This is a genomic window from Pseudomonas sp. LM13 (genome assembly GCF_041381355.1).
Classification (GTDB): Bacteria; Pseudomonadota; Gammaproteobacteria; order Pseudomonadales; family Pseudomonadaceae; genus Stutzerimonas; species Stutzerimonas frequens.
Genome location: NZ_JACBXH010000012.1, coordinates 1 through 25,938 on the forward strand (window position 1 = coordinate 1; position 25,938 = coordinate 25,938).

Below are 25,938 nucleotides of genomic sequence, written 5' to 3' on the forward strand. Positions count from 1 at the left end.
CTAGGGCGGTTAAACGTAATATCAATTCGACATCTATCGCCATATGGGTAATGGCAACTTAATGTTATTTGCGCGGTGTGGCGATTTTCTGGCGATCTATTACTGACAAAAAAATTTCCATTAATTTTTCGAACCTATTATAAAGCCGCCACGCAAGACGATTTGCCGGTTTGTTCAGGGGGTGGACGGCGGGAAATTTCTTGTTGAACGGTTCGTTTGTTGTGACACCGCGGCACTCCTAAAGAGCAACGCCCCACGACTTATCGACCTCCCGTTTCTTTTTGAAGGCTCCGCCTTTGAAGCAGTAAGTTCCGGAGAGACTCAATGTCCACCAACCTGTTTTTCGGTGCCCGCAAGGCACTCGTCGCTTCCATCGCCGCCGCTGTTCTTCTGGGTGGCACCGCCGTTGTAACCACGCCTTATGCCGCTGCAGCGACGGTTGCCGCCGTATCGGTTTCCGCCAAGATCAACGCGTTCACCAACACCGATTGGCTGAACGGTGTCTGGCGCACCGGCGCCGGCTTCTCGATTCCTGCCACCTCGGCGAACCGCTCCGCGTTCGTGGCCGGCGTGTCGGTACGACTGGCGGACGGTCAGGTTCGCAAGATCAGCCGCGCGCAGATCGTCGGCAGTAACATGAGCGTCTTCCTGGAAGGTGCAAAGCTGGACGGCAATAAGGTTGGTGCACCGCAGGTGGTCACCATCGGTAGTACGGCCGTAACGGCACCGGTAACTTCCACCACTCCGGTCACTTCACCGACTACCGTCACCGCGCACTCGACCAGCATCAACGCATTCACCAATACCGATTGGCTCAATGGCGTATGGCGCAAGTCGCCGGGCTTCTCCATTCCGGCAAGTGATGCCAACAAGGCTGCTTTCAAAGTTGGAGCGACAGCCAAGCTGGCAGATGGCCAGGTTCGCAAAGTTACCCAGGTACAAGTTGTCGGCGCCAATATGAGCGTCTATCTAGAAGGTGCAGCAGTTAACGGAAGTGTCGTCGGTGCACCGAACAAGTTGTCGCTGGCTACAACTTCCACTACCAGCCCGGCTCCGGCCCCCACTGCTCCGACCACTTCGGTCATCGCCACCAGCAACCTGAACAACTACACCAACACCCATTGGCTCAACGGTATGTTCCGTACTGCTGCCGGCTTCTCCATCCAGGCAAGCAGCGCCAACGTGGCAGCATTCAAGACGGGCGCGTTGGTGAAGCTCGCTGACGGCCAGACTCGCAAGGTGCTGCGCACTCAAGTGGTGGGCAGCAACATGAGCGTTTTCCTCGACGGTGCGGTGATCAACGGCGCGACCCTGGGCTATCCGAAGACCATCTCGGTGGTCAGCACATCGACCAGCGCTCCTTCGTCTCCTGCTCTGACTACTCCGCCAGTAGAAGCCGCCCCGGCTCCGGCACCGGCGCCCACCGCACCTGACACCACCAACGGCAAGCCGCTGCTGGTCGGCGTCAACCTGTCCGGCGCGGGCTTTGGTCCCTCGGTTGTTCCCGGCAAGCACGGCACCAACTACACCTATCCGGCGGAGTCGTACTACAAGAAGTATTCCGACCTGGGCATGCCGCTGGTTCGCCTGCCGTTCCTCTGGGAGCGAATCCAGCCCAAGCTGAACACTCCGCTGAACGCCGAGGAGTTCGCCCGTCTGAAGCAGTCGCTGGACTTCGCGCAGAAACACAACGTCAAGGTGATTCTCGACCTGCACAACTACTACCGTTACTACGGCAAGCTGATCGGCTCCAAAGAAGTGCCCATCAGTTCCTTCGCCGCGGTGTGGAAGCAGATCGTGCAGCAGGTGGTCAATCATCCTGCCGTCGAGGGCTACGGTCTGATGAACGAGCCGCACTCCACCAACGGGCTCTGGCCGCAAGCTGCCCTGGCTGCTGCTCAGGCAATCCGCACCGTCGACTCCAAGCGCTGGATCTACGTAGCGGGCGATCGCTGGTCGAGCGCCTTCCACTGGCCGTACTACAACACCCAGCTGGTCAGCAACCCGTGGATGCGTGATCCGAAGAACAACCTGGTGTACGAAGCGCACATGTACGTGGACAAGGATTTCTCCGGCAACTACTTCGACAAGACCGAGCAGTTTGACCCGATGGTTGGTGTCAACCGCGTCAAGCCCTTCGTCGACTGGCTCAAGCAGCACAAACTGCGCGGCTACATCGGTGAGCATGGCGTACCGGATTTCTCGCCCTCGGCCATCGTTGCGACCGATAACCTGCTGGCCTACCTGCGTCAGAACTGCATCCCGAGCACCTACTGGGCTGCCGGTCCCTGGTGGGGCGAGTACGCCATGTCCCTGGACGTGAGCAGTGGCAAGTACCGTCCGCAGCTGCCGGTTCTGCAGAAGCACGCCAAAGCCGCAAACAGCTGCACCAGCATCGGTCCGCTGTAACACCGCGAACCAGCGATACCAGAACGGGCCTTCGGGCCCGTTTCTGTTTTTCTGGCGTCTAGAACCGCACTGCACTTCGTCGGCCCGCCGTTGCGATGGTCCCGGCTTATGAACTGACCACGCGGTCATGACGTTCCGGTTCCTGCCGTTTCGCCTGTTCTCCCCGATCACGCCTGCAGCCCAGCAGCCATGCTGGCTGCGCCTGCGCATCAGGCGATAAGCCAGCATTTCAGCATTGAAGCTACCCCTCCGCTGGCGGCGGGCATCCCCGGCGATGCTGGCGCCAAAGTCTTGAACCATCCAGCCAGAGCGACGGAACTCGAAATAGGGGGTCCGGTCACCATTTATGTGCGCACCGAAACATGCACGGCAGCGGCAACCCCGTCGTCGTGCTACGGACCGTGGTCATCCGGCCAAATCCCTCTGACCCTATAAAAGGTGGACAACATGACGACACCCGACGAAGAGATCACAGGTTACGGCGGCCAAGCCGGGACCAGCTCGCCGCAGACAGGCAGTTCCTCCGGCCGGCCATCCATGCACAGCGACCGTTCCGCTCAGGCCGGAAATGGCAGTGACGTGAAGGCCAAGGCACGCGAGGCCGGTGAGCAGATCAAGAACCAGGGCAAGGCGCAGCTTGATAGCTATCGCGGCACCGCCGCCGACGAGCTCGAGAAGATCGCGCAGAGTGCCAAGGCGGCCGCCTCCGAGCTGGAAAGCCAGGATCGCGCCGGCCTGTCGCACTATGTCTCCGACGTGGCTCAAGGCATGGTCGACTTTGCTGACAATCTGCGTGGCAAGAGCGTCGATGAGCTGGTCGGCGAGGTCAACCGGCTCGCCCGGAGCAATCCGGCGCTTTTCATTGCCGGCAGCGTTGCGCTGGGCTTTGGCCTGACACGCTTCGCCCGCGCGTCGAGCCATCGTTCGGATAAAACCGCCGCTCGCGAACCCACCACCGACTACGGCCATTCGGATGCGGCGCGACCGCATCCGTCGTCGCCGCTGGGCGTCCCGGCCGATGTGACGGCTGAAACCCTGCCCAGCCAGTCCGAGCTGGATTCGCGTCTTTCCAGCCGAGCCCCGGGTGGCACGGTTGGCAGCGTCAGCAACGCAGACATGCCGACAACCCCGGGCAGTACCAACGGCCTTGGCAACAACGGAAAAGGCACAACCGGAGGGCTAAATCGATGAACGAACAACGCAACCTCAATACGTCCTACGAGACGAGCCATCCGGACCAGGACAGCTCGGTGGGCGGGCTGCTGCGCCAGCTGACCCGTGAAGTGCCATCCCTGTTCACCAAGGAACTGGCCCTGGCGAAGGCCGAACTGAGCGAGTCCATGCGAGCCACCAAGGCCGGCGCGGCGAGCGTGGCCACCGGCGGCGCGGTCCTGCTGGCAGGTTTCATTATCCTGCTGATGTCGGCGGTCTACTTCCTCAGCACCCTGATGGAGTCCTGGTTGGCAGCCCTCATCGTAGGGGGCGTAGTGGTCGTCATCGGGCTGATCATGGTGTCGGCGGGCAAGAAGAAGTTCGAAGCTTCATCCTTCAAGCCCGATCGCACCATCCATTCGCTGCACAAGGATAAAGAAGTCGTCAGGGGGCACGCATGAGCACGCACAATCAGGTAGACGTCGAAGCACGCAAGGACCCGGACACGCTGGAGCGAGAGATCGACCAGCAGCGGGCGGAAATCGGCAATATCGTCCATGCCTTGGAAAGCAAGCTGTCGCCGGGGCAGATGATCGACACCGCGCTGGGTTATGCCAAGGGCGGTGGCGGCGAATTTCTGCACAATCTCAGTGACACGGTGAAGGCCAATCCGGTGCCGACGTTGCTGACCGGCATCGGCCTGGCCTGGCTGATGGCGGGGCAGAACCGCCGTCCGGATTACAGCGCCACTGCATCGACCGGTCCTTCGATGACCGACAAGCTCTCGACCAAGGCCTCCGGGCTGAAGCAACAGGGCAACGGCATCAAGGACAAGGCTGCGCAGATGCGCCACGATGCTTCCACCACCCTGGGCAACGCTCGCCATCGGGTAAGCGACAGCAGCCGGCAGGCCGCCGACAGCCTGCGGCATACGGCGGATCGCGCACGCGGCGGCTTCTCGCAGTTGCTCAACGAGCAACCACTGGCGCTCGGCGCGATGGGCATCGCCCTGGGAGCGCTGCTCGCGGCGACCGTACCGCCGACCCGGCGCGAAGACGAGCTGATGGGCCAGTCCAGCGACCAGCTGACCGACCGGCTCAAGCACAAGGCGAAGGAAGGCTACGAAGTGGCCAGCGCCGAGGGCCAGCAGCTGGCCGGACAGGTCAAGCACGACCTTGAGCGCGATCACGGCCAGCCCGCTTCGCGACCACACTGACGTACGGCCGTAGGCAGGGGTTTGATGCGGCCGGGCTTGAGTCCGACCGCAGAACCCCCGATAATCCGCCGCCTGGCGCCGGTGTAGCTCAGTAGGTAGAGCAGCGCATTCGTAATGCGAAGGTCGCAGGTTCGACTCCTGTCTCCGGCACCAATGAAATCAAAGGGTTAGCGATGGCTAGCCCTTTTGTTTTTGGGCTGGTGTCCCACAAGTGTGGTCGAGGTAGGCGAGGGCGCAGCCATCAGGCTGCGCCGTTGTTCATTACAGGGTGATCGCGATGCCTGCCTGCAGGGTGCGGGGGGCGCCCGGGTAGGCCCAGATGTTGCCCCAGGCGCGCTCTTCGTACTCTTCGTCGAACAGGTTGTTAAGGTTCAGGTTCAGGCGAACCCGTTCGGTCAGTGGGTAGTAGGCGAGTAGGTCGACGGTGGTGTAGGCATCCATGTCGAACGCCGTACGGGTGGCACCGCCCTTGCGGTCGCCGACGTATTTGACGCCCATGCCTACGCCGAGTCCGGCCAGCGGACCTTCGGCGAATTCGTAGGTGTCCAGCAGGTTGAAGCTGTGGCGTGGCACGTTGGCCAGGCGCGTGCCGACCGGCATCGATGCACTCGAGCTTTCGGTGACTTCGGCGTCGACGTAGGCGTAGCCGCCGATCATGCGCCATTGCGGGGTGATGTTGCCCGCTACGCTGATGTCGAACCCGCGGCTGCGCGCTTCGCCGGCAGCAACCTGGTAATTGCTGTCGACCGGATCGCTTGTCAGCACGTTTTCCTTGGTGATGTGGAACAGCGCCGCAGTAACGCTGAGGTCGTGCTCTGGCAGCTCGTACTTGACGCCGACTTCGTGGGCGATGCCTTCTTCCGGGTCGAATGCCTGGCTGCTGCGGTCGGCGCCGCGGTTGGGCTTGAACGAGCGCGAGGTGTTGGCGTAGACGGCCAACTCCTCGGTCAGGTCGTAGATCAGCCCGAAACGTGGGGAGACGGCGTTGTGTGCCTGGTCCCAGCTGCCGGCGGGGTTGAGCTTGTTTTCGTACCGTTGCTCGAAGCGCTCCAGGCGTGCACCGACTTGCGCTGTCAGGCGCTCGGTGAGGGCGATCTGGTCCTGCAGGAAGAACGCATAGGACTTCAGGTTCTCGTCATCGTAGGTCGTGGTGCGGGTCAGCGCGGGCAGCGGCTGGCCGTAGACCGGATCATAGAGGTCGATCGGGAAGTCGTTTGTCGCACCACCCGAGCGATCGATCTGGGAGTCGTAGTTGAAGTCGTCGAACTCCACACCGAGCAGCAGCGTGTGGGTCAGGCCCGCGGCGTCGAAGTGCCCCTCCAGATTGGCCTGCACCGCCAGGTCGTTCCAGTTCAGCCAGCGCTCGCTGTAGTTGCGCCCGACCGTGCGGCCATCGGCGGCCAGGCCATTGTTCTCCACCGCGCCGCCGTCCAGGCTGCCGTCGAGGTACTGGATGCCGCCGCGCAGCATCCACTGGCTGTCCAGCTGGTGCTCCAGGCGCAGTTGCGTGGTGGCGTTCTGGTTGGTCAGCTTGCCGGCACTTTCCTCTCCAAGGAAGCGATCGCGCGACAGGTCGCCGGCCTGGTTGGGGTAGCGGGTCAGACCGCGGTCCAGTGGATGGCGATTGTGCAGGTAATCGCCTTCGAGGATCAGCGCGGTGTCGTCGTTGAGCTGCCAGCGAAGCACTGGCGCAATGTTGTAGCGCTCGCTTTCAACGTGGTCGCGGAAGCTGTCGCTGCCTTCGGCGACCAGGTTGAGGCGATAGGTAAAGGCTGCGCTTTCGTCCAGTGCGCCGGTGGTATCCAGGGTGCCGCGGCGTAGACCGTCGGTGTTCACCTGGCTGCCGAGCACCGTGCGCCGCTCCGCCTGCGGCTGCTTGCTGACGATGTTGAAGGTGCCGCCCGGATCGCCGCGCCCATACAGCATCGAGGCCGGGCCGCGCAGCACTTCGATGCGCTCCAGTGTGTTGGCGTCGGGCATGTTGGGATAGCCACGGTTCACCGCGAAGCCGTTGCGGTAGAACTCCTGGGTGCTGAAGCCGCGCACGAGGAATTCGGTCAGGCCCTGACCGCCGAAGTTGTTGCCGCGCTCCACGCCGCCGGCGTAGTCGAGCGCGTCTTCAAGGCGTGTTGCGCCGATGTCTTCGACGACCTGCTTCGGCACGACGCTAATCGATTGCGGGGTTTCGTGGATCGCGGTGTCGGTGCGGGTGGCGCTGGCCGAGCGGGTCGCACGATAGCCCTGCACGGGGCCGTCGGCGCGCTCGGCCGAGGCGGTGACCTGCATCTCCTCCAGGGCCAGCGGTTCAGCGGGCGGCTCGTCGTTGGCTGAAGCCATGGCAGGGCAGGTGAGGGCAGGAATCGCGAGCATCGGGAGGAGAAGGCGCCGCATCGAAAGATCCTTGAGGGAAGGGAGCGAGGGCGGGCATCCTAATCTCAACGAAAACGATTATCAAATAGAAGGTGATCTCATCTGAATGCACGCTACGGCAGGTTGCGCTGGGCGTAGCGGCGCAGGCAGATCGAGCGCGCGGCGACATGCAACCAGCGCGCCGCGCAGCGCAGATAAGCGGCGGCTGCCAAGCGGTTCGGAGGTCACATTCGGCGGCTGCTCGGCGCTCAGTTGCAGGCGAGGACCACGCGGTCGCGGCCGGCTCTTTTGGCCTGGTAGAGCGCTTCGTCCGCGGCCTTGAAGGTCGCGTCTGGCGAGTCATGGCTGGTGCTGCAAGCGATGCCGATGGATGCGGTGACCGGCGCACCGGTTGGGCTGTTCGTATAACGCAGGCGAACCAGCAGGCGCTCTGCGGCGATGCGTGCACCGGCGGCGTCCGTGTCGGGTAGCAGCACGAGAAACTCCTCTCCACCCATCCTGCAGAGGACGTCGCTGGGGCGGGAGCACTCCCGCAGTACCGAAGCGAGGTAACGCAGCACGTCGTCGCCTACGTCATGGCCGTACTGGTCGTTGACCTGCTTGAAATGATCGATGTCCAGGGCCAGCGCGGCATAGTGTTGGTCGAGCAGATCGAACTGCCTGAGCGCCAGTTCGAGCCCGCGGCGGTTGCGCAATCCGGTCAGCGGATCGGTCATGGACGCTGCTTCCAACGCGCCCATCTTTTGCTGCAGTAGGGACACGCCGGCAAGCATGGCGACCTTCAGGCGCGAGACCTCGAAGTACCAGGAATTGACCCGCGATATGCGGTTGGCTGCTTCCGGAGCGCTCCAGTGTTCGGCAGTATCGGCCAATGCGCGGATGGGCGCGGATATGAGTTTGGATAACCACCAGAACACGGCCAGCGATACGAGCGCGAAAGGCACGGCGTTCATCAGGGTCGTGCGCGCCAAGCGTTCGAGCTTGGCGGTGATCGCGGCCGTGGGGCGCTGCGCGATGATGCCCCAGCCGGTACTCGGCACCGGGGCGTAGCCGGCCAGCATGTCGACGCCGAGGGTGTTGGTGACTCGCTGGCTGCCTTCGCGCCCGGTCAGCACCTGCTGAACGACCGCATTGGAGGCCACGTTCTGGCCCACCCGTTGTCCGTCCTCATGGAAAATCAGGTTGGCCTGCTTGTCGACAACGTACAGGTAGGAGCCGTCGCGGTAGTAGTGCACGCCAAGCAGGCCGTGCAGCGCATTGCGCTCGCGCAGGAACAGCGACGCACTGATGAAGCCTAGGTAGCGGCCATCGGGGGCGAAGATGGGGTGGGTTACCGCAATCAGGTAGGTGCCGTCCGTGGCGATGTAGGGCTCGCTGATCAGCGGAATGCGCTCGCTCAGCGCGCGCCGCGCACCCACACTGTCAACCTTGAGGCCTACCAACGCGGTGCTCTCCGGGGACGCTGAAACGATCTCACCGGCAGCGCTGACAATGATGGCTCTGTTGAACTGGTCGCTGTTGAGCTTGAGTCGCTCCGTTTCGCTGTCCCGTGCTGCGGGATCCTCGAACGTCGATGAAAGTGCCTGCGCGGCATAGGCGAGTTCGCGGCGGCTCTCAACGAAGAACCTGTCGGTGGTGTCGGCCAGCTTGCGCGCATAAGCCCTGTTGGCCTCCAGTGTCTGTTCGAACAGCTGGTCGCGCTGGGTGGTATAGCCGGCGAAGAAGCTGTTGGCGAAGGTGAGCAGGCCTGCCACGAGCGCTAGCAGGAGGGTTAGGCGTTGGAGATCCAGCCGGAACATGAAGCTTCCCGATTCTGCGTGTGTGTATATCGCCGCAACCTCTGAGCGGTGAGCGCGACTGCGTGGCGGGTGCAGACCCCTGGGGCGGAATGATACATGCCCGGACCGGGCGCCGAAGCGTCAACGACGGAAGAAAACGATCGGCCGCTGGCAGGAGGTTGGTACGGCGGATAATAATCTCTCTCATTTATCGCTGAGCCAGATCGACATGTTTGATACCTCTGTTCCTGCCGCCCGCTTGCTGGCCGTCGAGGACGATCCCGTATTCGCTCGCCACCTGGTCGAGCATCTGGAATCGATCGGCTACGCCGTCAGCCATTGCCAAGATGGCGCCGACGGCTTGCATCGGGCGCAAGCAGAGGAGTTCGATCTGATTCTTATGGACATCATGCTGCCCGGCACTAATGGTCTGGACGTGCTGCAGCAGTTGCGCCGTCGTCGTGGTGTGCCAGTCATCCTGATGTCCGCGTTGGGCAACGAGCAGGATCGCATCACCGGTTTCAGCCAGGGTGCCGATGACTATCTGCCCAAACCTTTCAGCCTGCTTGAACTAAGCGTACGCATCGAGGCGGTGCTGCGCCGGGTGGCATACGAGCGTTCCGATGGCCTGCCCGCACTGGATTGCGAACATCTGCATTTCGATGAGCAGAGGCGGGATGTGGAAATCGCTGGATGCTGGGCTGGCCTGACGCCCAGCGAGTACCGCGTGCTTGCGATGCTGTGGCAGCACGCTGGTACGGCGTTGAGCAAGGCACACCTTTATCAGCAGGCATTGCACCGTAACTATTCAAGCCATGATCGCAGCCTGGACATGCATGTCAGTCATCTGCGACGCAAACTGAAGGCAATCGGTTGCACGGCACTGCAGCTGGAAACGGTTTGGGGCACCGGCTACATGGTGACGCGAGGCCAGCGATGAGCCTACCGTCACGTCACTCATTGTTCTGGCGCCTGGCGTTACTGCAGATCGGCTTCTGTTTGTCGATGATCTGGCTGAGCCAGTCATGGACGCAGTATGTGCGTGATCGCAGCAGCTACTTGCCAAGCGAGACGCGAGAGCAACTGCTGCAATACGCTGCTGACGCCGAGAGAAACTGGCGCGCCGGTGGTCGCGAAGCTGTGCATCGCTGGCAGGAGGAGTTCCGCCAGGCGCAAGCCACCTGGGCCGTTGTGGTCAATCCCGAAATGGATTCACTGAGCGTGCAGCCGCTCGGCCTCGATGACTACGCGCGGCTGAAAATGGTGCGGGGCATCGACTGGCGGATTAGCCGCCGCAGCACAGAGCCGCCTTACCTGAGTGTTCCGTTCCCGGAGCATCCGGATGGCGGGCAGCTGATACTGCAGTTGCCCGAGCGGCTGATGCCTAGCACCTCGCTGCTCCTGCTGCAGGTGATCATCAATATTGTCGTGCCAGGCTTACTGGCGCTGCTGTTGTGCGGGCTGATCTACCGACTGCTGATCGAACCTTTGAAACGGCTCCAGGCTCAGGCCCATGCGCTGCGGGCTGACCAGCTCGGCATGCGCGGGGGGGCGCTGATTGACCGTCGCGATGAGCTCGGTGAGCTGGCCCGGGCACTGGACCACATGGCCGAGCGGTTGCAGAGCGCGGTGTCCTTTCAGCGTCAGTTGCTGCGCGACCTGTCCCATGAGCTGCGCGCACCGCTCAGCCGCCTGCGTGCAGCTGCCGAACGTGAGCCGGGTGCCGGGGCGCTCAGCCGCAGAGTGACCCAGGAGGTGCAGGGCATGGAGCAGCTGATCGGCGGCATTCTCGAACTGGTCTGGCTGGATACCGAACGCCCCTCACTACCGCGCGAAATGGTCGATGTCGGCGCGCTGTGGGATGTACTGCGTGACAACGCCTGTTTCGAATCCGGCTGGGCTGCGAAGCGCCTTCCGTGCGACTTGCCTGAAGACTGCCGGGTCAGCGCCAACCTGAACGGTCTGGCCCAAGCCCTGGAGAACATCCTGCGCAACGCCATCCGCCACTCGCCTGGCGAAGGCAGCGTGCGCCTTGCAGGACGTTTGGAAGAGCAACACTGGCACCTTTGGATCGAGGATGACGGGCCAGGCGTGGCGCCTGATCAGCTGGAACTGATCTTTCGCCCTTTTACTCGCCTGAATGCAGCACGGCCTGGTGGGGACGGCTTTGGCCTTGGGTTGGCCATCGCCCGACGCATGGTGCAGCTGCAGGGCGGCGAACTCTGGGCAGAGAACCTCGATCCCGGACTGCGCATGCATCTGACGCTGGAAACTGTATAGTTTGTAAATGCACTTTACTCTCAAATGAGAATGTATAGCATTGCGCTCAGCATGACGGCCTGGTGCGCCGCCACGCCTTGCCTGCGGCCATCTGGCGGACCGCAGAAGACGTTATGGCTTCTCAGGGAGACGGGTGTAAATGGTGATTTTCAATCGACAACGGCTGGCTTGTGCAATCGCTGCGGCCTGGGTGAGCGCGCCAGCGTATGCGCAGGACCCGATAGAGCTGCAACCTACGACAGTGGTGACCGCGGCCGGCCACGAGCAGAACATCGCACAGGCTCCGGCGAGCATTTCGGTGATCACGCGCGAGCAGCTTGAGGCGCAGTCCTACACCAGCGTTATCGATGCTATGAAAAACGTCCCTGGCGTCTACGTTTCCGGCGGTGGAAACCAGCAGGACATCACCATTCGCGGCATGGGCAGCGAGTACACCCTGGTCCTGGTGGACGGCCGCCCAATTTCTGCCGGGCGCCAGACGCAAACCAACGGTACGTCCGGCGGCAAGCAGCAGCTGGCCTTGCCGCCACTTGCCATGATCGAGCGTATCGAAGTCATTCGTGGGCCGATGTCTTCGCTTTACGGCTCCGAGGCCATGGGCGGTGTGATCAACATCATCACGCGCCAGTCTTCCGGCGAATGGGCGGGCACCGTTCGCGGCCAGAAGAAGTTGGCTTCGTCTTCAATGATCCAACAATCGGGCTGGGTACCAGCGTGATGCTGTTCCATACGGTCTACAAGGACAAGATCGCCGAAGATCGCTTCTGCACCAGTCCGAACGCCGCCAACAACAATGACGTCGCCAACTATGCCTGCGATTTCGGCGGCAACAACTTCTACTTCCTCAGCACCACTCGCAACATCGATGAAGCGGTCATCCAGGGGCTTGAATTCACCCTCGACTACGCCATCACCGATGATCTGCGCTGGATGAGCAGCTACACCTTCACCGATTCGGAACAGAAAAGCGGAGAGTTCAAGGGTGAGCCCCTGAACAAGCAGCCGCGGCACATGTTCAACACCAACCTCGATTGGCAGGTGACGGACAAGCTGAACCTCTGGTCGCAGTACAACTACCGCAGTCGTACCTCCGATTACCTGAGCCGCACCAGCATGAGCGAAGGCACGCCGGGATACGGCTTTGTCGACATTGGAGCGGTGTACGGGCTGAGCCGAAATGTCGATCTGACTGCCGGGCTGTACAACGTCGCGAACAAGGAAGTGGCCAATGATGACTACGCGGTTGTCCTCGATGGCCGCCGCCTGGTCGTAGGCATGTCGGTCGACTTCTAGACACCGGACACGAGTGGCGCGCTGCAATGAGCGCCACGATCCGCCCATTGCCCGACCGGCCGAACAGCCAGCGTCGGGCGTTTTTGTATGACTTCAGATGTTTCCCTCGGGAGCCTGTCGTGACCCGTTCCGTATCCCAATCAAAAAGTGCGTGGCGCGACATCGCCATGCGTTCCGCCCTCGCCATTCTCGGTGGCTACGCCTTCACCTACGCGTTCACCGCCGCGCTGGCGAGACTACTGCCGCTGTCCCCGGCCGATGCTTTGGTGGTCGCGACGCTGCCGGCCTTTCTCGTCTACACCGTCGCCATTCTCTGGGCATTTGCCGCGCGTGATCTGTGGCGGGTCTGTTGTGGCGCACTGCTGGCACTTCCACTGGCCGTGATTGGCTTCTGGCCGCAGCTGCAGGAGCGCATCGGATGAAGAAGCAGAGTTTTACGCAGTCCATGGCATGGCTGCATACCTGGGGCGGTCTGCTGTTGGGTTGGGTGCTGTTCGCCATCTTCCTCACCGGCACCCTGGCGGTGTTCGACAAGGAGATCGACGGCTGGATGCGCCCGGAAGTGCCAGCTTATACGGGCGGTCAAGAGGACGCGCTGCAACGCGCGATGGATTACCTGCAAGCACGCCATGCCGATGCGCCGAGCTGGAATATCAACCTGCCGACCGTGCGTTCGTCGAACCTTAGCGTATCGACCGGCGAGCAGCGTCGCGGCGGCGGGCAACTGCTCGATCCGGCGACTGGCGAGCCGATCTCGGCGCGGGAAACAGCGGGTGGCGGATTCTTCTTTCGCTTTCACTTCACCCTTAACATGCCGCGCAATATCGGCATCTGGGTAGTCGGGTTGGCGGCTATGGCGATGCTGGTGGCGCTGATCAGCGGCATCGTGATCCACAAGAAGATATTCAAGGATTTCTTCACCTTCCGCCCCGGCAAGGGGCAGCGCTCTTGGCTCGATGCGCACAATGCCAGTGGCGTGCTGTTGTTGCCCTTTCACCTGATGATCACCTACACCGGGTTGGTGATCTTCTACCTGCTCTATATGCCCGCCGCGGTGGATACGCTGTATGACGGCGACCGGCAGGCGGCCAGCCGCGATCTTCGAGGCGGTGCGGAGCAACGGACCGAGCGTGCGCCACCCGGCGGACGGGGCCAGCGACCCGATTCAGGAACGGCGCAGATTAGGGCAGGGGATCCGGTTTTCCTGTCGCATTCAGTGGCCGCTGTGCCCCTGGCGCCGCTTGGCCCGATCCTGGCGCAGGCCGAAGCGGCGATGGGCCCGGTCGGCGGACTGTCCATCCAGAATCCGGGGCGACCCGATGCGCGCATCGAAGTGCGTCCTGTGCTCGGTAACCGAATCGAACTGACCAAAGGCCGCAGCATGTCATTCGATGGCGTCAGCGGCGTCGTGCTGCACATGCCCGACGAGAGCCGGCCGAGTCTGCTCACACAAAGAGTCATGGCGGGGCTGCACTTCGCCCAGTTCGGCGGCTATCCGATGCGCTGGCTGTACTTTCTCTGCGGCATGGTCAGCTGCGCCATGATCGCCACCGGCCTGGTGCACTTCTGCATCAAGCGGCGGCGCAAGTATGCCGAGCAGAGTGTGCCTTCCCGGCGTTTCCATCGCCTGGTCGAGTCGCTCAACCTCGCAGTGGTGGTCGGCCTTTCCCTGGCCTGCATCGGCCTGCTCTGGGCCAATCGGTTGTTGCCGGTACAGGTGCCGCAGCGTGGTGAATGGGAAGTGCGCGTGTTCTTCCTGATCTGGATGGTCGCACTGGCCCATGCGCTGTGGCGACCGACCCTGCGCGGCTGGGCCGAACAGCTGGCGCTGTTAGCGCTGCTCTGCGTGACGTTGCCGCTGCTGAACGTGGCGACCGCCGGCGGCGTGCCGTGGGCTGACCCGAGACGGTTATGGCTGGAGCTCTGTTGCGTGATGATGGGCGCGACCCTGCTATGGCTGGCGCGCAAGGTCGGTCTGCGTGCCGATGCTGCGCAACCGGCGCCTCGACGAGCAACGCTGATACCGAAGGAGATGCATCCATGATGCTGCCGTTCGTGGCTGGCCTGCTGCTCGCCTATGGCGGCATGGTTGGGCTTTGTCTGGGCATGGAACGCAACTTCAAGCTGGTCTGGAAGCGCGAGCCGTCGCCGGTGCTGCGCTATACATTGCGCATGACAGGGGGAGCCTTGCTGGTGGGCAGTTTCGCCAGTTGCGTCTGGGCCTGGAGTTGGGCGATGGGGCCGGTCGGCTGGTTCGGGGCGATCTCGCTGGCGGCGCTGATCCTGACGCTGCTGCTGCCCTACCGGGGACGCATGGCGGTGCTGTTTCCCGTTGCGGGCATTCCGCTGTGGCTATTGCTCGGGGTGCTGGTCGACTGAGCCCGGCGGTCCAGCGTTACGTATCCCGGCACCCACCTGCAATAGCAGAAGCCGCGCAGTTCAAAGCAGCAGGCGCCGACGCCTGCTGACCGGCCATCAGAGCGCGGTGGAAAGGGTGATCGAGCCGAACTGATCGTGCTCCTTTTGTCCTTGGAATTCGCGGCTGCGCCAGACGCTGGCGAAGGCCAGCTGCCAGCGGCTCCAGGTCAACGCCACGCCGAGCTTGGCGTCGCCGACCCATTCGCGGCGGTCCACTGAATGGCTGTCCTCGAAGGTATTACCGTCCAGCAGCATGTTGTGCGCCATATAGCGCCCTTCGAGATTGGCGAAGCCATACCAGGCGAAGTCACCGCTGGGGCGAAAGAATTGACTACCGCTCTGCGCTGGCGCCACCGCCGGGATGCTGAAGCTGCGCTGCAGATTCTGGCCCAGGCGAAGGCCTAGTCCGGCCGAGCCGTAGCTGTACAGGTTGCCGAGGGCGAAGCCTACGCTCGGGCCGTATTCCAGTTCGAGCCCGGCAAAGCGTTCCTGCAGCCACCAGCGATGCAGATAGCCCAGATTGACGAAGGCCTCGTTCTCCAGCTGGTTATCCCAGCCGTTGGGTTCGTCGCTGTCGGTTACCTTGTGCACGGCACGCTGCAGGCGCTTGCCGCCCGCCGCCGGGCCAACTATGCCGACATCCAGGTGCAGGCCCTGCGCTGCGCGCCAGCCGTCGTACTGGGTGTCGGAGAACATCGACATGCCTGCGAAGAGCAGGCCGGCGTAGGGGCGGTCGTCATCGATCAGCGCTCGCGTTTCGATTTCCTCCGGCGTGTAGATTTGATGGCCGAAGCGATAGGCGACGTTGTCGACGGCATTGCCCGACCAGCCGGGCAACAGATCGGCGAAGCGCCGCGTCCAGCTCTGGTCGTCCGGTTCGAAGCCCCAGATGACTTCCAGGCCGTTGGTGTAGTGACCATCGCTGCCCGAGGCGATGATGTCGTTCTCCGCCTTGATGGCGAGGATGTCGGCATGGCTGACGGCGGGGGCGGTGATGGATGCGGCGAGCAGGCACAAGCACAGCAAAGAACGAGCATGCATGATTCAAACTCCTGGCTTACGTTCTTGTTTGTATGTTCTTTCTCGGACCATCACCGCTTCCAGCGGTTCGCTTGTCGATCAGGGCGCGTCGTATGCGCCGCTTCTGGCCAGTCCCGCCTCGCTGAGCATTTCCTGTCTGGCTTCCTGCAGTTGCTCAGCCAGTGCCATGGAAAAGTCCTGCACGGCTGACCAGCGCAGGTGGATCGCGTCTACGAAGGCGGCCGGTGGGGCAACCCATTCGCGATCGGCGTTCCAATACTGAGCCCCGTCATGCCCGGCGATGGCGGCGTTCAGCTTGGCGTCGAAGCGGGCGAGAAAGCTGCCATCGGCATCGACCTTGGCTTTCCACTGCGGGTGCAGGGGCGTGGAAACCACAAGCAGCTCGCGCTGGTCCTGTTCCAGGCGTGCGGAGAAGTCTGCGAGTGCCACGAAGCAGCTGTCATCCAGCGCGTCCGGTTTGCCGTAGAACAGGCCGCGATCACCCTGCGGTTCCAGCGGCCCGTCGCCATGGCGGGTGAATACCAGCGGGTCCCATTCGATCTCGTTGGCCCGTTGCGCCTTGACCGTCTGCGCGTTGCGCAGCAGCGAACGCGGCGAGAAGTAGCGCATGTAGTAGCCCCAGCGCGAGGCCTGCTGATAGACGTACTGGTCGGCGTGAGTGCGGTCGAACACCGCATCCGGCACTTTCCAGCAGCCGGCGAAGTCCAGCGGATCGACGATCATCACCACCTGGCGGACGCTTGGTTCACGATCCAGCAGCCAGTTGGCGACATAGGTCGACTGATTGGCGTGCAGGCCACAGAACGCACCGTTGAGCGGACGCAAGCCGGGCGTCTGCTCGATCAGCACGTCACCATCGACATGGCGCCAGGCGACCGAGGAACCGACGATCAGCAGGTTTGGATCGGCGACGGGGTTGTGTCGCAGAAAATGCAGCTTTTCGTCCACGCACAGGCTGTTGGAGAAGGCCGGTGGCGGCAGGTTGTCGGTGTGATTGAGCCAGGCGAGCAGAGCGGCAAAGCCGCCGAGCATCCCGAACAGCCCGGCGAACATTCCCAGCAGGTAGCCGGCACGTATCCGCCGCTGGCCTGCTTCGGCCCGGGCGGCAACGCCGTCCGGGCATGTATCGACGGATCTGGCCATGACTCAACGCCCTCCGAGTTTGGTCTGGATCAACTGGGCGAAGTGGCCCACGTTCTTCAGCGATTCCAGTTCGGCGGTGCGGAACTTGATGCCGAAGCGCTGCTCGGCGGCCACGATCAGCAACACATGGGTCTGGCTGTCCCAGCCATCGATGTCGTCGGCGGTGGTTTCGGGTGTGAGGACGATGTCGTCATCATCGAACACGTCGTGGAAGACCTGGGTCAGCGCCTGGAGAATTTCCTTTTCGTTCATGCTTGCACCTGGATGTGATGGTTGATGGGAGTGCGCGAGGCCAGTTCGTAGCGCCAGAAACTTGCATCGGTAGGGGCGTTGGCAGGGGCGGGGCGCTGCTCGAAGCCCAACCGCGGATAGTGTTCGGCAACCATGCCGTTGCGCTCGGTGGGACGGTATTCGCCGACCAGAGCGCCCCAGCCGGCGGCCGCTGCCGCATCGGCCAGCACCTCCAGCACGGCCATCTCGACTTCACGCCCCAGCACGCGGCAGCTCATCAGCCAGCTGTCGATCAGCAGTTCGTCAGCCTCGATGGATGCATCCGGTCGTGCCAGCACCACGCTGATCAGGCCGTTATCGCCGAACTTGTCTTCCAGCCGCAGGGCCAACGCGATGGTTTGCGGATCGCTGGCCATGCGCTCGACTTCGGCTTCGGTATAGCGGCGGGTGGTGAGGTTGAACTGATTGGTCTTGTTGATCAGCTGGGTGGCGCGCGCCAGCTCGGCGGCGCCGATGCGGCTGACGCGCAGCACCATCTGCAGCCCGCGCAGGTAGCCGTCCATGTCCGTGGCCTGGCTCTGCGCGGCCTTGCGTTCGGCATTCAGCGCATAGCTGCGGCCACGTTCGGCGTCATCGGAGGTAAAGGACACGGCCTCGAAATAGCCCGCCGCGGCGATGCGCGCGGGGTAGTCGGCGACATCCTCGGGCAGCTCCGGTACGGCGACGTCCGGCAGCTCGCGGCGCACGATGTCGCGCTCGGCGGGGTTGTCGTCGACGAACACCAGGCTATCCAGGCCGATATCGAGCATGCTTGCTATGCGCCTCAGGTTGCCGGCCTTGTCTTCCCAGTTGGCGACGAAGGCCGCGATATCGCTGCGCTTGAGGGCCATCTCGGTATGTTCAAAGGCTGCTTCGGCAACGTGCAGGTCGTTCTTGCTGCACACCGCAAGAATCACCCCGCGGCGCGCCAGTTGCGCGGCATAACGCTGAAAGGCGAGAAACGCCTCGCCGCTGGGGCTGCCCTGGCCGAGCTGGATGCCGGCGATGCCGTCATCACCGATCACGCCGCCCCAGAGGGTGTTGTCCAGATCGAGTACCAGGCATTTGCGCGACAGCCCGGCAGTGGCCGCTGCGACACGCGCAAAGTGCTCGCCATATAGCGGTGCCAGCGTCGGGCTGACCAGCTGCTTGGCCTGATGCCAGCGCACCGGCTCGGCCAGGCCGTCGCCATAGGCGGCTGCGTGCCAGGCCAGATCGAGCAGCAGCACGCCATCCTCGCGGGCAGCGGCTCGGATGGCCGCATTCAAGCGTTCGATGACTGCCCGCGGCGAAGCCGGCACCAGTGCTTCGTAAGAGCCGAACAGTGGCGGCGCGACTGGCACCAGGGTTTGCTGCACCACCTGCGCGGCATATCGCTCGCGGGCTCGGCGCCAGAGCAGGCGCAGTTCTTCGACGCGCTCCGCCACGGCGGCATCCACCTCCGCCTGGCCTGCCTGCAAGGGCAGTTGCAGCGGCGCGTCATGGGCGTCCAGCGCCAGCAGTACCAGTTGTGGGGCGAAGGCGTACAGCGCCGGGTCATCGGCCAACAATGCCTGGCGGTACACGCCGTAGGGCGCAACATGCAGCGACAGCGCCAGGCGCCGCTGCAGCCCGGCCACGCGGATGGCCGGCAGCAGGTGATCGACCGTATGCGAGGACAGCAATGCGACCCGCAGTGGCGTCAGGCGTGCCGCCACGGCGTGCTGCGCGATGCCGGCGGCAGCCAGCTTGTCCAGCCGCGCGGTGAGGGTGAAATCCCGTTGGTGAGCGGCCAGCTTGACGGCTTCATGCAGCCGCTGCAGCGGATCTTCGATGCGTTTGGCTTGGCCGATGGCGCCGGATAGATCCGGGTGTGTCGGCAGCCAGGAGAGCTGTTGCATGCCTGGGACTCCTTGTCGTGGTCAGAACTGGAAGTAGAGGAACTCCGTCGGTGCCATGGAGAAGGCGATCGCCAGGGCGAAGAAACCGAGTACGCCTACGGCCATGCCATGGATCGCCGTCGGCCGCCAGGCGCTGACCGGCAGCAGCCGTTCGGTCCAGTGCGGCTGGGGCTGGAAGTTGAGCGCGGTGCGGAAATGGCCCATCCACTGCTGCACGTTGGGCATGCCCCAGACGAAGACCAGCAACGCGGCGATATAGACGAAGTCGGAGCGATCCATCGCCGTGCTGGTGGGGCTCAGGCCGAGCATGCCGGCGAGGATCGCCATGGCGGTCGGCACATCGCTGGCGCGGAAGAACACCATCGCCACCACCACGCAGCCAAAGGTCAGCGCGACGGCCGCAGCCTTATGCCACCAGATGTCGCTGTCCAGCTTCCAGCCCTGACGCGCCTTCCAAGCACGCCAGCCGTGGGCGACCACCAGGTAGAAACCGTGCAGCAGGCCGAAGGCGACGAAGTGCCAGCCGGCGCCGTGCCAGATGCCGGAAATGAACATGGTGAACACGGTGGGGTAGGCGACCAGCGCAAAGAAAGTGCCGGCGGTCATCTTGCCCCGGCGTGGCTGCGGCTTGCCGGCCGCCATGCGCGCGCGGGTCACCCGCAGCACGATGGGGTTGTAGATGTAGGCGGTGAGAAAACGCGTCAACGTCATGTGCCAGCGCGACCAGTAGTCGATGACGTTGCGCGCCTTGAACGGGCTGTTGAAGTTGGCGGGCAGGCTGATGCCGAACAGCAGCGCCAGGCCGATGGCCATGTCGCTGTAGCCGGAGAAGTCGAAATAGATCTGCAGCGTGTAGGTCAGCGCGCCGGTCCATGCGTCGTAGAACGCCGGAATGGTGCCGTCGGCGGCCAGGCTGAAGACCGGCGTGGCTTTCAGCGCGAGGGTGTCGGCGATCACCACCTTCTTGAACAGGCCGAGCAGGAACACCGTGGCGCCCAGCGACAGGTTGTCGATGCGCGCACGGAAGCTGTCGCGGTCGTTGAACTGCGCAAGCATTTCAGCGTGGTGGGTGATCGGTCCGGCGATCAGCTGCGGAAAGAAACTGATGAACAGGCAGTAGTTGGCAAAGTCGTGATCTTCCACCACGCCGTCATGGGCATCGACCAGGTAGGCGATCTGCTGGAAGGTGAAGAAGGAGATCGCCAGCGGCAGGATGATGTCTTCCACCCGCCAACCGAGATCCAGCGCCGCATCCAGCGTGCCGAGCAGGAAGCCGGTGTATTTGTAGTAGACCAGCAGCAACACGTTGGCCGCGACCGCCAACCCGAGCACCAGACGTGAGGGGTGTCGGCGCAGGTAGCCACCGAGCAGATAGTTGACCAGCATGCTGCCGACCAGCAGCGGTACGTAAACCGGGTTCCACCAGCCGTAGAACACCAACGAGACGACGGTCAGCCAGATCACCGCGAGCCGCTGTCGGCCCGATCCGGTCAGCACGAAGAATCCAATCAGCACCACCGGAAGAAAGCCGGCGATGAATTCCACCGAATTGAAAAGCATCTTCCCTATTCCCTGCTCAGCGTTCGTGCATTGCTGCTCAGGCCGCCGGCGAGGCGGGGCGAGTCATCCATTCAGTCCTGGCGCCACGCGCCCGACGATCCATCCTGGTCGGCGTTGCGACACCTTCGGTCCATCAGTGGCTGCTCGCTCGGGTCTCGGCCACCTTGGCCGGCTTCCCCTGAGCTCCTATGGCTCGGACGTGAAGGTGTAAAAAAAGTTTCAGTGGTTGTTGCACCGCCGAGCGCTTTATTGCCGCAGGTCAAAAGGTCCCTGGCAGGCGTGGCCTGCAGCCCATTTCCGTCGGTCGGGAAAGTTCCCGGCACTTCTTAAAGGCCCAGAAGGTTCGAGCGCGAACGAGCTGCAGGCGCAGGCGTAGTTGACCGAGCGTGGACAGGTGCCGGCCGGCTTAGCGGACGCTGCTCAACCCTGCGCTGCTGCGCGCGCGCTGAACGCTTCTCGACGCGGCGGCAGGTGGCTCGACCTTGCGCTGTAGGTGTCGCACGGTGCGCTTGAGGCGCTGCACCTTGTCTTCCAGCTGGAAGACCTTGCGATTGTTGTAGAACATGCCCAGTACGAACCCCACCGAAGTGAAGACCAGGCCATAGATGAGAGCGGCTTCATAGAGATAGCTGGAAAACATCCTGTCATCCTCTGCGGGTTATGGCTCTCGCTCGTCGAGCGAATCAACCCGGAATGGGCTGATGCCAATCTGCCTTTATGTGACAGGACGCACATTGAAAACGTTCCCGGTGCCACGGTTGCGTATGCCGCATACGGTCAGCGAGTGCCGGCGGACATGGCGATGGCCGCGGCTGCGGTCCGGGTCTCCACACCGAGCTTCACGTATACGTGCTCCAGGTGCTTGTTCACCGTGCGCGGGCTGAGCCCGAGGATGTCGCCGATATCGCGGTTGGTCTTGCCGCAGGAGACCCAGTGCAGCACCTCGACCTCGCGCCCGGTCAGCTGGAAGCGCTCGGTCAGGGTGGCCTGGATCTGCTTCTCGTCGGCCGGAGCCTGGGCCTGGCGAGCGCTCTGTAGCGTGCGCGCGGTGCGCAGATGTGCGGCGACGCGAGCCACCACCTGTTCCGGGTGGATTGGCTTGGTCACGTAGTCGATGCCGCCGGCCTCGAAGCCGGCGAGTACGTGCTCGCTTTCGGTCAGGGCAGTCATGAACAGCACCGGCACGTCCTCCAGTTCGACCTGTGCCTTGATTCGGCGACAGGTATCGAAACCGTTCAGCCCGGGCATCATGGCGTCGAGCAGAACGATGTCCGGCTTCAGCCGCTGCATGCGCTCCAATGCGCTGAGGCCATCCAGCGCCACCAGCACCATGTAGCCGGCCTGGTCGAGCGCGCCGGAGAGCAGGGCGAGGTTGTCGGGCACGTCATCGACGATCATCACGATGCCTTGGTTCTGCGGATGATCAGTTGGATGCATGGCTGTCCTCCATGGTCGTCTGAATCTCGTTGGTCATGGCCTGATCCAGGCGCTGGCCCAGTTCGTTCAGCTGGAAGCGTCTGGCCAGCTGACGCAGTTCCTGGAGCTGCGCGGTGGCGGCTGGCAGGTCGCGTTCGAGCTGGTCGAGCAATTCGAGCACGCCGCGCACATACCCGAGCGAGGCCTGTTGCTGCAGCGCATGCAGGGCATTGAGCGGCAGGCCCGCGGCGGTCGAAGTAGTGGCCGCTGCATCGCGTCTGAGCCAGTCCAGCACCAGCAGCTGGCGAATCTTGTCCAGCAGCACCGGGGCATGCACCGGCTTGGGCAGGTAGTCACTGCAATCGGCAGCGACACTCGCGCCGTCGACGAAGGCATTGGCGGAAATGACGATGATTGGCGCTGTCGAACCCACCGAGCGGCGAATCAGCCTGGCGGTCTGCCAGCCGTCGAGCTGCGGCATGGAAAGGTCCATCAGGATCAGGTCGGGGTTGTGCAGCGAAACCTGGCTGAGCGCTTCCTGGCCGTTGCTGGCCATGAGTATCTCGAAGCCCAGCGGTTCGAGCATGCCGGCCAGCACCTTGCGGTGTTCGATGTGGTCGTCGACCACCAGCACGCGGCGGCGCGGGCCGTGGTAGCCGATGATGTCGTGTTCGACATGGACCACCGCCTGCGGCACGCGCACTTCGGAGAGGAACAGGCGCAGCTGGAAAACGCTGCCGCGACCTTGCTCGCTCTTCATCGACAGCTCGCCGCCCATCAGGGCGGTGAGCATGCGGGTGATGGTCAGGCCGAGGCCCAGACCGCTGTCCTGACGCAACGGATTACCGCGCTCGAACGGCTGGAACAGACGCTCCACCTGTTCCGGGGCGATGCCGATACCGGTGTCGGCGATCTCGAAGGTCGCGGTTTCGCGCAGGTAGCTGGCGCGCAGGGTGATGCTGCCGGCGTCGGTGTAGCGCACCGCATTGCCGAGCAGGTTGATGAGAATCTGCCGCACGCGCTTCTCGTCGCCGCGCACCACGGCCGGGATGCGGCCCTGGGTTTCGAAGTGGAAGCGCAGGCCCTTTTCCTCGGCCTGTGGCGCGATCATCTGGCGTACCTGCAGAAGGAATTCGGGAAAGGCGATCTCGGATGGCTCCAGATTGAGCTTTCCGGCTTCGATCCTGGCCACGTCGAGCAGCCCGTCGATCAGCGAGAGCAGATGGGCGCCGCTGCGATGGATGGTGCCCAGCGCTTCCTTGTGTCGCATCGGCAGCTCGCCATCGCGCAGCAGGATCTGCGCATAGCCGAGGATGCTGTTCAGCGGGGTGCGCAGCTCGTGAGAAAGGCCGGTCACATAGCGGCTCTTGGCGGCATTCGCCGCCTCGGACGCTTCCTTGGCCTTCTGCAGCTGTTCGTCGGTCTTGCGGTGGGCTTCGATCTCCTGCATCAGCAGGTGGGTCTGGCGGTCCGACTCCTGCTGGGCGACGTGGCGGCTTTCACGGGTCAGCACCACCCACCAGGCGAGAATCCCGGCGAACAGCGAGAGCACCAGGAATGCCTTGAGAAACGCCTGATAAAGGGTTTCTCCCGCCTCCTGCGGGCTGGCCACGACGCTCGGCGAAACCTGGCTGTAGATCAGCCAGAGCGCCAGCGAAAGCAGGCCGATGATCAGGCCGAGCACACCGAGGTAGTGCGCCAGGCGGGTGTGCAGGCGCGGGATGGACACCTGCGGGAAGGCCCAGCGGAGGAAGTTGTCCCACTGCGCCGAGAGCCGCGCGTGCGGCTTGCACAGGTCGCCACAGCGCGCATCGAGCGAGCAGCACAGCGAGCAGATCGGCGCACCATAGGCGGGGCAGAAGGCGGTGTCCGGCTCCTCGAAGGCATTGCTGCACAGCACGCAGGCGACTTTGCCGCGCTCGGTATAGGGGTAGAGCAGCTCTGGCTGGCGTTCGCGGGCGATATAGAAGCGCCCGCCGGTAAGCCAGGCGATCAGAGGCGCGCAGATCAGTGCGGTGCCCAGCGCGATCATCGGTGAGGCTGCCTGGGCCAACGTACCGAGCACGCCGCTGTGGGCGAGAATCGCCAGCAGCGAGGCGATCAGCATGGCGCCGACACCCACCGGGTTGATGTCGTAGAGGTGTGCGCGCTTGAATTCGATCTGCCGCGGCGACAGGCCCAGCGGCTTGTTGATCACCAGGTCCGCGACCAGCGCGCCGATCCAGGCGATGGCCACATTGGCGTACAGCCCGAGCACCTGCTCGATGGCCTCGAACACGCCCAGCTCCATCAGCATCAGCGCGATCGACACGTTGAATACCAGCCAGACCACCCGCCCCGGATGGCTGTGGGTGACGCGCGCGAAGAAGTTCGACCAGGCCAGGGAGCCGGCGTAGGCGTTGGTCACGTTGATCTTCACCTGCGAGACGATGACGAACAGCACCATGGCGCCCAGCGCCCATTCCGGCGAGGCGAACACGTAGCTGAAGGCCACCAGATACATCTGTGTCGGCTCGGCCGCCTTGTCCACCGGGATTTCGTGCTGCAACGCGAGAAAGGCGAGAAAGGCGCCGGCGAGCATTTTCAGCGCGCCGGGGATGATCCAGCCGGGGCCGGCGGCGAGCATCGCCAGCCACCAGCGAACGCGGTTCTGCCGGGTCTTCTCGGGCAGGAAGCGCAGGTAGTCGACCTGCTCGCCGATCTGCGTGATCAGTGCCAGCGCCACGGTGCAGGCGGCGCCGAAGGACAGCAGGTTGAACGAGCCCCCGTCACCTTCGCGGCCGGCGAAACTGGTCAGATCGCTCAGCGCCTCGGGGTTCTTGGCGATGACGAAGATGTAGGGCAGCAACAGCAGAATCAGCCAGACCGGTTGCGTCCAGAACTGCAGGCGGTTGATCAGGGTAATGCCGTAGGTCACCAGCGGCACGATGATGATCGAACAGACCACATAGGCGAGCGCCAGCGGGATGCCGAAATACAGCTCCAGCGCCAGCGCCATGATCGCCGCTTCGAGGGCGAAGAACAGAAAGGTGAAGCTGGCGTAGATCAGCGAGGTGATGGTCGAACCGATGTAGCCGAAGCCGGCGCCACGGGTCAGCAGGTCCATGTCCACGCCGTAGCGCGCCGCGTAGTAACTGATCGGCAAGCCGGTGAGGAAGATCACCAGCGCCACCGCGAGGATCGCCCAGAGCGTATTGGTGAAACCGTAGGAAAGGGCCAGCGTGCCGCCGATGGCTTCCAGGGCCAGGAACGACACCGCACCGAGCGCGGTGTTGGCGATACGGAATTCCGACCACTTGCGAAACGACTTGGGGGTGAAACGCAGGGCGTAGTCTTCCAGCGTCTCGTCGGCGACCCAGCTGTTGTAGTCGCGGCGGATCTTGACGATGCGCTGTGTGCCTGTGATCTGCACGCTGGCGGCCCCGGCTGGTTGTCGTTTCCCTGGTTTGAGCAACTTCCGTGCCCCCGTTTGGCACTGCTGATGAACCGCGGCGAAGCACCGATGCGCATGCCGGCGCAGCGCTGCCGTGATCGGCAGGGGCGAGGGTTGCCGGCTGCAGGCGTGCTCCATACCGGCGCAAGGATGCACCAGCAGTGCGCCTGCAACGGATACGTCAGATGACGTACCCGCTTACGTCATCCTGCGTATACCCCGGCCAGACAGCCGAGCCCATTCTTGCTCCCGACCCGATGCCGGCCCGCAGCAGCAATG

General features: G+C 63.4%; 21 protein-coding genes and 1 tRNA gene. 12 read left to right on the forward strand and 10 right to left on the reverse strand.

Annotation, left to right across the window (positions count from 1 at the left end; translation table 11 throughout):
• Positions 1-324 precede the first annotated feature (324 nt).
• The 5 genes from HZR81_RS10130 (at position 325) to HZR81_RS10150 (ending at position 4,930) form a co-directional block, all read left to right on the forward strand.
• Positions 325-2,409, forward strand: a complete 2,085-nt coding sequence (locus HZR81_RS10130; protein ID WP_500128010.1) for a glycoside hydrolase family 5 protein — start codon at positions 325-327, stop codon at positions 2,407-2,409.
• Between the two features lie 447 nt (positions 2,410-2,856).
• Complete coding sequence (locus HZR81_RS10135) at positions 2,857-3,600, forward strand: hypothetical protein (protein ID WP_500128011.1); 744 nt, start codon at positions 2,857-2,859, stop codon at positions 3,598-3,600.
• The gene (locus tag HZR81_RS10140) at positions 3,597-4,022 is read left to right on the forward strand and encodes a phage holin family protein (protein WP_500128012.1); all 426 of its coding nucleotides are present in this window, start codon (positions 3,597-3,599) and stop codon (positions 4,020-4,022) included. The genes HZR81_RS10135 and HZR81_RS10140 overlap by 4 nt, the downstream gene beginning before the upstream one ends.
• On the forward strand, positions 4,019-4,777 hold the full coding sequence (locus HZR81_RS10145; RefSeq protein WP_500128013.1) for a DUF3618 domain-containing protein: 759 nt from the start codon (positions 4,019-4,021) through the stop codon (positions 4,775-4,777). Before HZR81_RS10140 ends, HZR81_RS10145 begins: the two co-directional genes overlap by 4 nt.
• A gap of 77 nt (positions 4,778-4,854) precedes the next feature.
• Positions 4,855-4,930: transfer RNA gene (locus tag HZR81_RS10150), tRNA-Thr, on the forward strand.
• Positions 4,931-5,038: 108 nt separating this feature from the next.
• Here the strand turns inward: HZR81_RS10150 and HZR81_RS10155 are convergent.
• Both HZR81_RS10155 and HZR81_RS10160 read right to left on the reverse strand, forming a co-directional pair.
• Complete coding sequence (locus tag HZR81_RS10155) at positions 5,039-7,168, reverse strand: TonB-dependent siderophore receptor (RefSeq protein ID WP_500128014.1); 2,130 nt, start codon at positions 7,166-7,168, stop codon at positions 5,039-5,041.
• 227 nt (positions 7,169-7,395) lie between these two features.
• Complete coding sequence (locus tag HZR81_RS10160; protein ID WP_500128015.1) at positions 7,396-8,946, reverse strand: GGDEF domain-containing protein; 1,551 nt, start codon at positions 8,944-8,946, stop codon at positions 7,396-7,398.
• A gap of 208 nt (positions 8,947-9,154) precedes the next feature.
• Between HZR81_RS10160 and HZR81_RS10165 the strand changes: the two genes are divergently transcribed.
• The 7 genes from HZR81_RS10165 to HZR81_RS10195 all read left to right on the forward strand — a co-directional run bounded on the left by HZR81_RS10165 (position 9,155) and on the right by HZR81_RS10195 (position 14,877).
• Positions 9,155-9,865 carry a response regulator transcription factor gene (locus tag HZR81_RS10165; RefSeq protein ID WP_500128016.1) on the forward strand — a complete coding sequence of 237 codons (711 nt, stop codon included), beginning with the start codon at positions 9,155-9,157 and terminating at the stop codon, positions 9,863-9,865.
• Positions 9,862-11,205, forward strand: coding sequence for a HAMP domain-containing sensor histidine kinase (locus tag HZR81_RS10170; RefSeq protein ID WP_500128017.1), 1,344 nt, complete (start codon positions 9,862-9,864; stop codon positions 11,203-11,205). The genes HZR81_RS10165 and HZR81_RS10170 overlap by 4 nt, the downstream gene beginning before the upstream one ends.
• Positions 11,206-11,344: 139 nt before the next feature.
• Positions 11,345-11,923 carry a TonB-dependent receptor plug domain-containing protein gene (locus HZR81_RS10175; protein ID WP_500128018.1) on the forward strand — a complete coding sequence of 193 codons (579 nt, stop codon included), beginning with the start codon at positions 11,345-11,347 and terminating at the stop codon, positions 11,921-11,923.
• Positions 11,923-12,498, forward strand: a complete 576-nt coding sequence (locus HZR81_RS10180; protein ID WP_500128019.1) for a TonB-dependent receptor domain-containing protein — start codon at positions 11,923-11,925, stop codon at positions 12,496-12,498. Before HZR81_RS10175 ends, HZR81_RS10180 begins: the two co-directional genes overlap by 1 nt.
• A gap of 167 nt (positions 12,499-12,665) precedes the next feature.
• Positions 12,666-12,920, forward strand: coding sequence for an iron transporter (locus HZR81_RS10185; RefSeq protein ID WP_500128053.1), 255 nt, complete (start codon positions 12,666-12,668; stop codon positions 12,918-12,920).
• On the forward strand, positions 12,917-14,542 hold the full coding sequence (locus HZR81_RS10190) for a PepSY-associated TM helix domain-containing protein (RefSeq protein WP_500128020.1): 1,626 nt from the start codon (positions 12,917-12,919) through the stop codon (positions 14,540-14,542). The genes HZR81_RS10185 and HZR81_RS10190 overlap by 4 nt, the downstream gene beginning before the upstream one ends.
• Positions 14,539-14,877, forward strand: a complete 339-nt coding sequence (locus tag HZR81_RS10195) for a DUF3325 domain-containing protein (RefSeq protein ID WP_500128021.1) — start codon at positions 14,539-14,541, stop codon at positions 14,875-14,877. The genes HZR81_RS10190 and HZR81_RS10195 overlap by 4 nt, the downstream gene beginning before the upstream one ends.
• Positions 14,878-14,973: 96 nt before the next feature.
• Here the strand turns inward: HZR81_RS10195 and HZR81_RS10200 are convergent, their stop codons facing one another.
• From HZR81_RS10200 to HZR81_RS10235, 8 genes are all read right to left on the reverse strand, one after another.
• Complete coding sequence (locus tag HZR81_RS10200) at positions 14,974-15,957, reverse strand: lipid A deacylase LpxR family protein (RefSeq protein ID WP_500128022.1); 984 nt, start codon at positions 15,955-15,957, stop codon at positions 14,974-14,976.
• A 78-nt stretch (positions 15,958-16,035) separates the two neighbouring features.
• Positions 16,036-17,100, reverse strand: coding sequence for a hypothetical protein (locus HZR81_RS10205; protein ID WP_500128023.1), 1,065 nt, complete (start codon positions 17,098-17,100; stop codon positions 16,036-16,038).
• Positions 17,101-17,103: 3 nt separating this feature from the next.
• On the reverse strand, positions 17,104-17,352 hold the full coding sequence (locus HZR81_RS10210; protein ID WP_015277638.1) for an acyl carrier protein: 249 nt from the start codon (positions 17,350-17,352) through the stop codon (positions 17,104-17,106).
• Positions 17,349-19,250, reverse strand: coding sequence for an HAD-IIIC family phosphatase (locus tag HZR81_RS10215; RefSeq protein ID WP_500128024.1), 1,902 nt, complete (start codon positions 19,248-19,250; stop codon positions 17,349-17,351). The genes HZR81_RS10210 and HZR81_RS10215 overlap by 4 nt, the downstream gene beginning before the upstream one ends.
• 21 nt (positions 19,251-19,271) lie before the next feature.
• A complete protein-coding gene (locus HZR81_RS10220; protein WP_500128025.1) occupies positions 19,272-20,810 on the reverse strand; it encodes an MBOAT family O-acyltransferase in 1,539 nt (512 codons plus the stop codon).
• Positions 20,811-21,216: 406 nt separating this feature from the next.
• A complete protein-coding gene (locus tag HZR81_RS10225; protein ID WP_015277635.1) occupies positions 21,217-21,450 on the reverse strand; it encodes a hypothetical protein in 234 nt (77 codons plus the stop codon).
• Positions 21,451-21,587: 137 nt separating this feature from the next.
• Positions 21,588-22,247, reverse strand: coding sequence for a response regulator (locus HZR81_RS10230; RefSeq protein WP_063541445.1), 660 nt, complete (start codon positions 22,245-22,247; stop codon positions 21,588-21,590).
• A complete protein-coding gene (locus HZR81_RS10235; RefSeq protein ID WP_500128026.1) occupies positions 22,234-25,638 on the reverse strand; it encodes a hybrid sensor histidine kinase/response regulator in 3,405 nt (1,134 codons plus the stop codon). Before HZR81_RS10235 ends, HZR81_RS10230 begins: the two co-directional genes overlap by 14 nt.
• Between the last annotated feature and the right edge of the window lie 300 nt (positions 25,639-25,938).